Annotated in this window: 14 protein-coding genes; 9 read left to right on the top strand and 5 right to left on the bottom strand. The window is 64.9% G+C overall.

Annotation, left to right across the window (positions count from 1 at the left end; all coding sequences use genetic code 11):
• A partial coding sequence (locus IE125_RS07560; RefSeq protein WP_189444039.1) for a MalY/PatB family protein occupies positions 1-1,101 on the bottom strand: 1,101 nt, incomplete at its 3' end.
• Positions 1,102-1,137: 36 nt separating this feature from the next.
• On the opposite strand from IE125_RS07560, the gene IE125_RS07565 reads away from it, so the two are divergent.
• Positions 1,138-1,590, top strand: coding sequence for a hypothetical protein (locus IE125_RS07565; RefSeq protein ID WP_189444040.1), 453 nt, complete (start codon positions 1,138-1,140; stop codon positions 1,588-1,590).
• A 65-nt stretch (positions 1,591-1,655) separates the two neighbouring features.
• Here IE125_RS07565 and IE125_RS07570 read toward each other — a convergent pair whose 3' ends face one another.
• Positions 1,656-1,970, bottom strand: coding sequence for an HNH endonuclease (locus IE125_RS07570; protein ID WP_229808979.1), 315 nt, complete (start codon positions 1,968-1,970; stop codon positions 1,656-1,658).
• A gap of 105 nt (positions 1,971-2,075) precedes the next feature.
• On the opposite strand from IE125_RS07570, the gene ybaK reads away from it, so the two are divergent.
• The 4 genes from ybaK to IE125_RS07590 all read left to right on the top strand — a co-directional run bounded on the left by ybaK (position 2,076) and on the right by IE125_RS07590 (position 4,004).
• On the top strand, positions 2,076-2,546 hold the full coding sequence (gene ybaK / locus IE125_RS07575; RefSeq protein WP_189444042.1) for a Cys-tRNA(Pro) deacylase: 471 nt from the start codon (positions 2,076-2,078) through the stop codon (positions 2,544-2,546).
• A 4-nt stretch (positions 2,547-2,550) separates the two neighbouring features.
• Positions 2,551-2,880, top strand: coding sequence for a hypothetical protein (locus IE125_RS07580; RefSeq protein WP_189444043.1), 330 nt, complete (start codon positions 2,551-2,553; stop codon positions 2,878-2,880).
• Entirely contained in the window at positions 2,849-3,370 is a 522-nt protein-coding gene (locus tag IE125_RS07585; protein WP_189444044.1) for a DUF501 domain-containing protein, read from the top strand. The genes IE125_RS07580 and IE125_RS07585 overlap by 32 nt, the downstream gene beginning before the upstream one ends.
• An 88-nt stretch (positions 3,371-3,458) precedes the next feature.
• Positions 3,459-4,004 carry an LOG family protein gene (locus IE125_RS07590; protein ID WP_229808980.1) on the top strand — a complete coding sequence of 182 codons (546 nt, stop codon included), beginning with the start codon at positions 3,459-3,461 and terminating at the stop codon, positions 4,002-4,004.
• A gap of 15 nt (positions 4,005-4,019) precedes the next feature.
• On the opposite strand, the gene IE125_RS07595 is transcribed toward IE125_RS07590, so the two are convergent.
• A complete protein-coding gene (locus IE125_RS07595) occupies positions 4,020-5,048 on the bottom strand; it encodes a DMT family transporter (protein WP_189444046.1) in 1,029 nt (342 codons plus the stop codon).
• Positions 5,049-5,196: 148 nt separating this feature from the next.
• Here IE125_RS07595 and IE125_RS07600 point away from each other — a divergent pair, with 148 nt between their 5' ends.
• On the top strand, positions 5,197-6,117 hold the full coding sequence (locus tag IE125_RS07600) for a LysR substrate-binding domain-containing protein (RefSeq protein ID WP_189444047.1): 921 nt from the start codon (positions 5,197-5,199) through the stop codon (positions 6,115-6,117).
• A gap of 53 nt (positions 6,118-6,170) precedes the next feature.
• Here the strand turns inward: IE125_RS07600 and IE125_RS07605 are convergent, their stop codons facing one another.
• The gene (locus IE125_RS07605) at positions 6,171-6,665 is read right to left on the bottom strand and encodes a hypothetical protein (protein ID WP_229808981.1); all 495 of its coding nucleotides are present in this window, start codon (positions 6,663-6,665) and stop codon (positions 6,171-6,173) included.
• A gap of 135 nt (positions 6,666-6,800) precedes the next feature.
• Positions 6,801-7,316, bottom strand: coding sequence for a tetratricopeptide repeat protein (locus tag IE125_RS07610; RefSeq protein WP_189444049.1), 516 nt, complete (start codon positions 7,314-7,316; stop codon positions 6,801-6,803).
• Positions 7,317-7,671: 355 nt separating this feature from the next.
• On the opposite strand from IE125_RS07610, the gene IE125_RS07615 reads away from it, so the two are divergent.
• The 3 genes from IE125_RS07615 (at position 7,672) to IE125_RS07625 (ending at position 10,607) form a co-directional block, all read left to right on the top strand.
• The gene (locus IE125_RS07615; RefSeq protein WP_189444050.1) at positions 7,672-8,709 is read left to right on the top strand and encodes an NADP(H)-dependent aldo-keto reductase; all 1,038 of its coding nucleotides are present in this window, start codon (positions 7,672-7,674) and stop codon (positions 8,707-8,709) included.
• A gap of 122 nt (positions 8,710-8,831) precedes the next feature.
• On the top strand, positions 8,832-9,614 hold the full coding sequence (gene yaaA, locus IE125_RS07620) for a peroxide stress protein YaaA (RefSeq protein WP_189444051.1): 783 nt from the start codon (positions 8,832-8,834) through the stop codon (positions 9,612-9,614).
• A gap of 147 nt (positions 9,615-9,761) precedes the next feature.
• A complete protein-coding gene (locus IE125_RS07625; RefSeq protein ID WP_189444052.1) occupies positions 9,762-10,607 on the top strand; it encodes a Tim44 domain-containing protein in 846 nt (281 codons plus the stop codon).
• The last annotated feature ends 48 nt before the right edge of the window (positions 10,608-10,655 follow it).

The raw sequence follows: 10,655 nt of genomic DNA on the forward strand, positions 1-10,655 counted from the left end.
TGCCGGCATGCCGAAGTTGAGCCTGACGAAACCCGGCCAGCCGAAGTCCGTGCCGTCCGACAGGGCAACGCGCGCTTCCTTCAGCAACCGCTGCTGCGGCGCATCGGCAAGCTCGCTCTGACGGAAATCGAGCCATGCCAGATAGGTCGCTTCCGGCGCGGATAGGGAGACGCCCGGCCACTGCTCGACGTGGGCCGCCACGCGTGCGAGGTTGGCGTTCAGCTCTTCGAGCAGCGCCAGGCGCCAGCTCTCACAGGCTGAATAAGCGGCGAGCGAAGCGGAGAGCCCGAGCACGTTGACACTCGGCAACAAACCAGACGCCGCAGTCTTGAAGCGTCGGCGCAGATCGGCGTCAGCGATGATCGCGCACGCAGAAGAGAGCCCGGCAATGTTGAATGTCTTCGAAGGCGCCCAGAGCGTGATCAATCGCTTCGCCAGCTGAGGGCAGCGCTGCCCCAACGGACGATGCGGCTCGTTCGGGTCGAGAATCAGGTCGCAATGCAGCTCGTCGGAGACGACGATCAGATCGTGACGCTCTGCCAGTTCGGCCAAGCCTTCGAGCTCGTCAGCGCGCCAGACCCGGCCGGTCGGATTGTGCGGATGACACCAGAGCAGTACCCGAGTGTTGGGCTTTATCGCCGCTTCGAGTCGCTGGAGATCCAGCCGCCACGGCTGCCCTGGTGAAGACGGCTCGGCGAGTTCGAACGTCTGCGCTTCCCGGCCGGTGTTCTTCGCCACGCTCAGAAACGGGGGATAGATCGGCGTCGCCGTCAGCACGCCCTGCCCCGGTTCGCTGAACGCCAGCGCTGCCAGATTCAGAGCCGGAACCACCCCCGGCACCCACAGCTGCCACGCTTCGTCGATCGCCCAGTCGTAATGATCGCGACTCCAGGCGCAGAGGGCGCGCTTGAGCCGGCTCGGTGTGTCGCCGTAGCCGAAGACACCGTGGTCGACGCGGTCGGCGAGCGCTTCGAGAATCGGCGGTGGCGAGCGAAAGTCCATGTCCGCCACCCAAAGCGGGAGCACGTCCTCGTCGTACTGCTGCCATTTTTTCGTCGGATGCTGGCGACGGTCGATATGCGTGGCAAAATCGAAGTTCACGATAATTCTCTCGTCATTGTTGATAGCAGGAAATTCATGGTCGAACGTTCGTCGCCCTCTCGATCCGCCACGCGCTCTTTCTACGCCCGCGTCGTCGCGGGCAGCTCGGCGCTGGTGGGGCACTGGCTGCTGCTGGGCCAGGCCGACCCCGATCGACTGGCTCTGATTCTGGCCGATACCGCACGCATCGCCAAACTGGGCGAGCCGGAATCGACCCCCGATGGTGCCACGCTGACAGCCTGGAGCGGTGATACCGCGCCGCCGCGCTGGGCGGCGAGGACCGCGCTGTTTCTGCTGATCCAGATGCCGGCAAAGCCGACACCGAGAACGGCTGACGAAGCCTGTGCGTGGGCTTACTGCTGGCTACACAATCGTGACTTCGACTCGCTGCTAGCCGCGCGGGCGGCGCTCCCGGCGCATCTGCGCGAGTCCCTGGAGCAGCCGCTGGAAGACGCCTGGCAGGATTTCCGCGGCCTGCGTTTGATCTGATGCACTGAGCGAGCTCGATCACTGATAGCGCCACTCCGGCGCTCGCCCTCGACTCACCACTCTGTTCAACCGCGACGCCTGCGAGCCTGACGCTTGGGTACGAAACCGTCCGGCTTGGTCCCCAGCCAGTCGGCAAAGGCGCGGATATCGGGGTGGGCCAGAAGCGCCTCGCGATCGGCGTAGCCATCCGCCAGCTCGCGCTCGTCGAGCGTTCGGTGCACGTGGGAGTGGCACGGCCGGCAGATCCACAGCACCGCCGTGTTGAGATAATCGCGCCCGAAGCGCTTGCGATATCGCGGTTTGCGGTGCAACGTCTTGGGTATCAGATGGTGGCGCGTCAGCGGCACCGATCGCCCGCACAGGGCGCAGCGCTCAGTCATGGCATCATTCATCCAGGTGGCGAATCGTGTCGCGCCAGGGAGTATTCATCATTTGACCAGCATAGAAACACGCGGCAGCGGGCGACAAGCCGAGGGAGATGCGGCATGACGCCAGCCATCCGTCTGCTCGAGCGTCGCGGTATCGGTCACGTGGTCACACCTTACGAACTCGATGCCGAATCCGACTCCTACGGCCTCGATGCCGCTCGCACGCTGGGGCTTGCAGCCGCCAGCGTCTTCAAGACCTTGCTCGCCCAGCTTGATGACGGCCGCCTCGTCGTCGCCATGGTACCGGTCGACGCCACGCTCGATCTCAAGGCGCTGGCCAGGGTTGCCGGCACACGCAAGGCCAAGATGGCCGACATCGCCGTCGCCGAACGCAGCAGCGGCTATCTCGTCGGCGGCATCAGCCCGCTCGGGCAGAAGAAACGCCTGCCGAGTTTTATCGACGAGAGCGCCATGACGCTGCCCCGGATTCACGTCAGCGGCGGTCGACGTGGCCTCGAGATCACGCTCGCGCCCGCCGACCTGATCGCGCTGACCGAGGCGCGTGTGGCAGCACTGGCCAAGCGCTGACGTCATGGCCATCGACTTCGATCTGTGGATCGATCCCGACGATCACGACCGCCATCGGTCAATGGCCTCGGCGCTCGAGCGCTATTTCATGGAGCGTCTTGCCGACTACCCGCATCTGCGTTTGCCGGGCCCCGACCCCTACGACTATGATGCGCCGTTCAATCGGCTGCAGACCGCGCTCGTCGAGCGGGCTCGCGACTTCTGTCTGCGTGAGCACGCCTACTCGCCAACGCCGATGCAGCTGAGCCAGGCCTTCTACCGCGCCGTGGCTCGTTCTAACAAGGTCATACTGGATTCTCCCCATGGTGATTCGTCCCCATCAGGCGCCGACTGACGCGCAGCTCGAAACCATCGCCGCGCAGCTCGGCCGCCCGCCACGCGGGCTGGAGGCGGTTGCCGCCACGGATAGCCACGGTCGACCGCTGGTGCTGCGCATGGCGCCGATCGTCGACGATGCGCCCTTCCCCACGCTCTACTGGCTCTCCTGCGAGAAGCTCAAGGTCGTACTTTCGCGCCTGGAGGCGAGCGGCGTGATCAAGGAGCTCGAGGCGCGACTGCAGCAGGATCCCGAATGGATGGCCAGCTACCACGAAAGTCACGCCGATTACGTGCGCCAGCGCTGGGAATGGATGACCGAAGCCCAGCGCGCGGAAGTTGAACGCCGGGGCTACACCGAGCTGATGCGTGAGCGTGGCATCGGCGGCATCACCAACTGGGATCAGGTACGCTGCCTGCACACGCAGTACGCCCACCATCTCTGCGGCGACAACGCCATCGGGCGCTGGCTCGATGAGCAGTACGATGTCGCCGCCAGCATTCCCTGAGCGCGGTCTCACAAGTGCTGCATGAACGGCCCGCCGGCGAGCGACAGTTTCCGAGTTACCCTTTTCCATGATCGCAAGGAGCGTCAACGTGCAAATCTGTGTCTATCTGGGCTCGCGAGAGGGCAAGGATCCGCGTTTCGTCGAGGCCACCGAGGCGCTCGGCGCCGCCATCGCCGCCCGTGGTTGGGGGCTGGTCTACGGCGGTGCTCGCAACGGATTGATGGGCCGACTGGCCAACGCCTGCCTCGCCGGCGGCGGTGAGGTGATTGGCGTGATGCCGGAGCATCTGGTTCAGCGCGAGGTGTCGCACCAGAGCCTGACCCGACTGATCAGGGTCGACAGCATGCACGAGCGCAAAGCGGCGATGGCGGCACACGCCGACGCCTTCATCGCCCTGCCCGGCGGCATCGGCACACTGGAAGAGCTGTTCGAGATCTGGACCTGGCGCTACCTCACACTCCACGACAAGCCGCTCGGCGTGCTCAACGTCGCCGACTTCTACTCGCCGCTGCTGACCTTTCTCGATACCACCGTCGAGCACGGCTTCCTCGATGCCAGTACCCGTCGCACGCTGATCGCCGACGCCGACATCGAGTCACTGCTGGACAGGCTGGCACAGTCGCGACAGGCGTAGACTTGTCGGCACGCCTCAGTGGCGGTTGGGCATCAACCGCCTCAACCCCGGCAGCAAAATCGCACCCGACGCGACGATCAGCGCCATGCCCAGCAAGTTGTGAACGGCGGGCGTCTCGCCGAAGCAGAGCCATCCCAGCCCCGCCGCAAACAGCAGGTAGGCGTAGTCGAAGATACCAATGACCGTCGGCAAACCCGTCTGGAATGCCTTGGCGGTCATCTTCGCGGTGATGCTGATCAGCACCGCCAGCGCCACGATGATGCCGGCTCCCGTCCAGCTCCAGGCCGCCGTTTCCGGGGCGGGACCGAACGGCGCCCAACCCCAGGGCAGCAGGCCACCGACGACAATGACGGCGCTCAACGCCAGCAGCGCGCCATTCATCGCGGCCGCCAGAAAAGTGGAGTCGGCATCGCGCAGCCGCGTGCGGGTCATCAGCTGGGCAGCGGCATACAGCGCGGCCGCGATCACAGGCAGCAACGTGTAGCCGTTCAGCTCGGCCTGCCAGGGCTCGAGCGAGGTCACCACACCCGCCACGCCAACCCCCAGCGCCAGTGCCCGCCGCGGGCTGAACGACTCCACCTTGATCACGATACTGAACAGACAGATGAAGATCGGCGAGGTGTAGAACAGCGCCGCGGCCAGCGACAGCGACAGGTGCGGTAGCGCCAGGTAATAGCAGAGCCACATGCCGGCGAGCAGCAGACTTCTCACCGCAATGAGACCGCGATGACGCGCCCTGACGCGCGCTCGGGTACGGGTGGTGCCGCCACGACGCGCCGTACCTCTCACAGCCCCCGTCGCCGCCCCCCTGGCCGTCATCCACTGTAGCGCCATCAGCAGCACGACCGCTGCCGCCGAACGCGCCACGATGAGCCACAGAAGCGACACCTCTGTCGCCATCACCTTGACCAGGGCATCGCCGGCGGCCATGGCGGCGACGCCTGCCAGAATCGCCGGTACGCCCTGCATCATGGGCGCGTCGCCCGTATCGCGGCCGACAACGCCCGCGTGGGTGGAAACCGAGTGATGAACGGGTTTCAGCATGAGAGCACCAGAAAACGTGGATGCCGCCATCAGCGGGCGGCTCGAGCTACAGAATGGTCAACGAACCTGGCCTGGATGTTGGCCCTGATCACGCTCGGCGTCACACGATGTATTTGTCGCCTCGCTTGCGTTTGGGTAAAGTCAATCAATGCCTACTCGCTTCCCGTCTCTCCCCCCGCTGGCGACGCTGCGTCCGTTCGAGGCCGCGGCGCGTCACCTCAGCTTCAAGCGCGCTGCCGCGGAGCTATCGCTTAGCGAGGCAGCGATCAGCCGTCAGATTCGCCAGCTGGAGACGCATGTCGGCAGCGAGCTTTTCGTGCGCGGTCATCGACAGGTACAGCTGACCGCGAATGGCGAGGCCCTGGCACGCTCGGTTGCACGAGGCTTGTCCGAGATCGATGGCGGCATCAGCGCGATCCAGTCGCACCGACCAAGCGGCCACGTCGTACTGCGAATCGAGCTCTACCTCGCCATGTACTGGCTGGTGCCGCGGTTGACGGCGTTTCACCGCGCCAATCCCGATCTGCGGGTCCAGCTGGCTGCCACGACGGAGCCACTCAGCAAAGCGGAAAGCGCTTTCGATCTGGCAATCCAGGCAAGCGATAGGCCGGACGGCGGCCACGTCGTCTGTCTGACCGCTGCCGAGAGAATCTTTCCGTTCTGCTCGCCCGCCGTCGCCGCCGCGGGTTCGCTGACACTGAAAGACCTCGCGCGCCTGCCGCGGCTGTCATTTACCGAGCTCGAGGGCGACGCCTGGCTGAATTGGGAAGGCTGGATGCAGCGCATCGGTTTTCGCGGCCGACTGGGGCCACCGGCAGAGGTCTACGATAGCTATCCGGTCGAGATCGAGGCAGCGCTTGCGGGTCAGGGCATCGGACTGGGCTGGGCACGCGGGCTGGGCGACCTCTTCGCCCGCGGCGCGCTGGTCAACCCCGTGCGCGAGAGTGTGCTGCAGCCGCAGGGACTCGCCGTCTATCGCGGCCCGGACCGGGGCGACGACGACAGCACGGATCGAGTATTGGCGTGGCTCGAGACCGAGCTCGATGCACCACTGCTGGTAACGGACTGACGCGCGGCCGGCCGCGTGGCAGCCATCGCGCCCGTGGCGATGAGCAAGACGCCTTAGCCGCAGCGCTGGCGCGAGGTGACGTAGGTCAACTGCAGCAGATAGGCATCGTCACCGGCGCGGTGGCGGCGGATGCCGTGCTCTTCGATCAGCGCCTGCTTGGTCTCGTTCCAGCAGGTCAGCTGTTCTTCGGAAAGCAGGCGGCGCAGCGACTCCAGGCGAAAGCGCGGCAGCATCCCGGCCTGGTCGAACAAGAGAGAGAGCCAGGTGTTGTCGTAGCCCCAGCTATCGCTGTAGGCAATGCCGATTTCGGCGAGTTCACCATTGAGCCAGCGGGCGACCTCGAGTGCCGGGTGGCCTTCGCGCATCAGGCGCGCGCGGGAGATACCGTGGAGAAGCTCCGCCTTGGGGTCCCAATGTCCCCAGTCCTCGGCAGGCTGGATCAGAAAGGCGCAGCGGCTACCGTCACCGCGGGCAAGCCCGATCTCGATCGGGTAGCTGCCGCGGCCAAAACCGGAAGCTTCGATGTCTAGCAGGGTAGGCAGCAGCACGTGGCAGGCTCCGGGTTCATGATGCCGTCTCATCTTGCGACGCCGATGATGCGCCATCATGACAGCCTTGCCGCTCGACTTCATCCCGGCCGGAAAGCAGCGGCATAGAGGCGGAGTCTGCCGAACGCGGCGGAATTAGTGAGCGACGAGTGCGGTCTGCAGCTGGCCGGATTCGACGTCTTCGGCGAGATACTGTGCGCGCTGCTGCCACTCTTCGGCGCGCAGCGGATCGTTCGGCAGTCCGAGCTCACCGACGCGATAGGCGGCGGCAAGCCGCTCGGCAGCTTCGCAGTGACCGTTCTCGCCGGCGCGGGCGTACCAGGTCACCGCATGCTGGATATTGGGCTGGTACTGCGAGCAACCGAGTTCATAAATGCGACCGGCCTGGAACTGGGCATGGCAATCGCCCTGCTGCGCGGCCTGCAGCACATAGCGAGCGCCGGTCGATTTCTCGCGCGCGGAGATGCCCCGATGCAACAGTACCCGGCCGTAGAGCGAGCGTGCCGGCGCATGACCGGCGTCGGCACAGCGCTTGAACCAGCGCAGCATCAGGCGCTGCTTGCCGGGTGAGCGCGTCATCCAGCGGGTGTAGCAGATCTGGGTGGCCAGACGGAACTCGAAACGCGTAAATAGAGAAGACGCTTGAGGCATAACTGACAGTGACCTTGAAGACGACGACTGCCTGACAACGGTCAGGACTACCCTGTCGATCTGGACGCATCTTGTTCTGCACCGGATAACACACTGAAGGCGGAACATTCAGGGTGATCGGCTGCTGGGTAACGCTCGCGCTATCGCGTCGGAATCGACTCGCCGTCGTCCCGGCCGAACGCGAAGGAAACGCGCTCGAAAGGGGGCCCCGACGGCGAAAGGCCGCAAGAATACGCCTCCCGCCGTGGCGACTCAACCCCCGGTTGAACGCGCGTGTTTGCCGCCTCTGCGCGACCCCAGTAACATGCGATTTTCAGGCATCTTTTTTGCCCATCAGATGGATCGGGAGTGCACCATGGAACGACGCCCACTGGGCCAGACCGGTATCGATGTTTCGCGCCTGTGTCTCGGCACCATGACTTTCGGTGAACAGAACAGCGAAGCCGAGGCGCATCAGCAGCTCGATCGCGCCATCGCCGCCGACATCAACTTCATCGATGCCGCCGAGATGTACCCGGTACCGCCCAAGCCCGAAACCCAGGGCCGCACCGAAGCCTACATCGGCAGCTGGCTGAAGCAGCGCGGCAAGCGCGACGATCTGATCATCGCGAGCAAGGCGGCCGGCGCCGGCCGTGGCTTGGAACATCTCCGCGGCGGGCCGCGCCACACGCGCGAGCAGATTCACCAAGCGCTGGAGGCGAGCCTCGAACGTCTGCAGACGGACTACATCGACCTCTACCAGCTGCATTGGCCGGACCGTCACGTCAACTGCTTCGGCCAGCTCGGCTATCTGCCCGGCGACGACAGCATGGCGACCCCGCTCGAGGAGACGCTGAGTGCGCTGAAAGAGGCCGTCGACGCCGGCAAAATTCGCGCCGTTGGCCTTTCCAACGACACGCCCTGGGGCGTGATGCGCTGCCTGCATCTGGCCGAGACTCAGGGATTGCCGCGCGTCGCCAGCGTGCAGAATCCCTACAACCTGCTCAACCGCAGCTTCGAGATCGGCCTTTCGGAGATCGCCCATCGCGAAGCAGTTGGCCTGCTCGCCTACTCGCCGCTCGCCTTCGGCGTGCTCAGCGGCAAGTACCTCGACGGACAAAAACCGCCCCAGGGACGCTTGACCCTGTTCGAGCGCTTCTCGCGTTACACCTCGGAACTGGCACAGGAAGCGACGCAAGCCTACGTCGATATCGCCCGCGAGCATGGCCTGGACCCGGCGCAAATGGCGCTGGCCTACGTGACGTCCCGCCCGTTCGTCACCAGCAACATTATTGGCGCGACCACGCTCGAGCAGCTCGATGCGAACATCGAAAGCGATGCGTTGACGCTATCGGACGAGGTTCTCGAGTCGATCGAGGCGGTGCATCGGCGTCTCTCCAACCCGTGTCCCTGACGATTGCCAGGCAGCCCGACGTCGCGGTCTCGAAGTCACGAGACCGCGACTCGGGTTTGACGCTCGCAGTCAGGTCTGAAGCTCGCCGTCAGGTCTGAATCTCACAGCCAGGAATCAACGCCATGCTCAGCATCATCTCTCCCGCCAAGACGCTGGACTTCGAGACGCCCTCCACAACCCGGGAGGTGACGCAGCCGGACTATCTCGAGCGCAGCCGGCAGCTGATCGATATTCTGCGCGGCTACTCACCCCAAGCGCTCTCCGAGCTGATGGGTATCAGCGACAAGCTGGCCGGCCTCAATGCTGCACGCTATGCCGACTGGCAGACGCCGTTCTCGCTCGATAACGCCAAACCGGCGGCACAGGCGTTTCAGGGCGATGTCTACGTCGGCCTGGAAGCGGAGAGCTTCGACAAGAAGGCAAACGCTTTCGCCCAGGATCACCTGCGGATTCTCTCGGGCCTTTACGGTCTACTACGCCCTCTTGACCTGATCCAGCCGTACCGCCTCGAGATGGGCATCCGACTCGAGAACCCGGCCGGCAAGGATCTCTATGCCTTCTGGCAGGAAACGCTGACGGCCGATCTCGATCAAGCAATCGCGGCCAGCGGCAGCCCGACACTGGTCAACCTTGCCTCCAACGAGTACAGCAAGGCGATCGACTTCAAGGCGTTGAAAGCGGACGTCGTCTCGCCGGTATTCAAAGACGAGAAGAACGGCCAGTTCAAGATCATCAGCTTTTACGCCAAGAAGGCGCGGGGCCTGATGGCCGCGTGGCTGATTCGCGAGGGCATCGACGATCCGCAAGCTCTGACGGACTTCGATGTGGCCGGTTATCGATACGCCGCCGGCGAATCGAAGCCGGGCAAACCGGTCTTCAAGCGGCGCGAAAAGGACCGCGATTGAGAGACCGACGGCGACCGTCACGCGCCAGCCGTTCAGCTTCCATTCACTCGCGTCTGCGATACTGCATCTCACTATGATCGCCGCGACGGGTCCGCCTGCCTCATTGACGGCGGCTCGCCAGCGGCACTGCCATTTGGGGAGAACACCATGCGCCATCTGCTCATCATGTTGATGGTCGGCCTGCTCAGCTTCACCGCTGCCGTCGATCACGCCGAAGCCAAACGATTCGGCGGCGGCAAGAGCTTCGGCTCCTATTCGCGCTCGATCCAGTCGACGCCATCGACCAGTCGCGGCGCCACGGCGTCCACGCCACCGCGTCAGCCCAGCGCCGGTCTTTCCCGCTTCGCCGGGCCGATGGCTGGCCTGCTGGCAGGCGGCCTGCTGGCCTCGCTGTTCTTCGGCGGCGCCTTTGACGGCCTGCGCATGTTCGACATCGTGCTGATCGCGCTCGTGGCGTTCTTCGCCTTCCGCATGCTGGCAGCGCTGCGCCGGCGCCAGGGTCACGCGGCCGGTCATGGCCAGCATCGCGAATCGCAAGGCCAGAATGCCGGTCCGGGGAATGCCACCCAGAACAGCGCCTTCACCGCGACGAGTGCCGCAGGCGGCAGCACGATCGGTGCGGAACCCGAGTGGTTCGACCGCGAGCGTTTTCTCGGCGGTGCCAAGGAGCACTTCGTGACACTGCAGCGCGCCTGGGACAACAACGATCTCGAGCGCATCCAGGAGTACGTCACGCCGGAGCTCTACAACCTGCTCAAGCGCGAGCGCGAGGCGCAGCCGGCCAACAACCGTACCGAAATCGTGCGCCTGTTCGCCGAGCTGGGCAGCGTGCAGGAGTACCGCGACGAAGCCGAAGCCACCGTGCTGTTCCACGGCGTTCTCGAAGAGAACGGCGAGCAGAGCGAGTTCAACGAAACCTGGCACCTGAAGCGTGCGCTGCGTGAAGGCGCCCCCTGGTACGTCCAAGGTATCGAGCAGAACCCGACGGCCTGATTGTCGGCGGCGCTCCGACCGACATCGGCGCCTAAAACCAGCGAGGGC

The sequence above is a fragment of the Salinicola rhizosphaerae genome (assembly GCF_014652715.1).
In the GTDB taxonomy this organism is placed as follows: Bacteria; Pseudomonadota; Gammaproteobacteria; order Pseudomonadales; family Halomonadaceae; genus Salinicola; species Salinicola rhizosphaerae.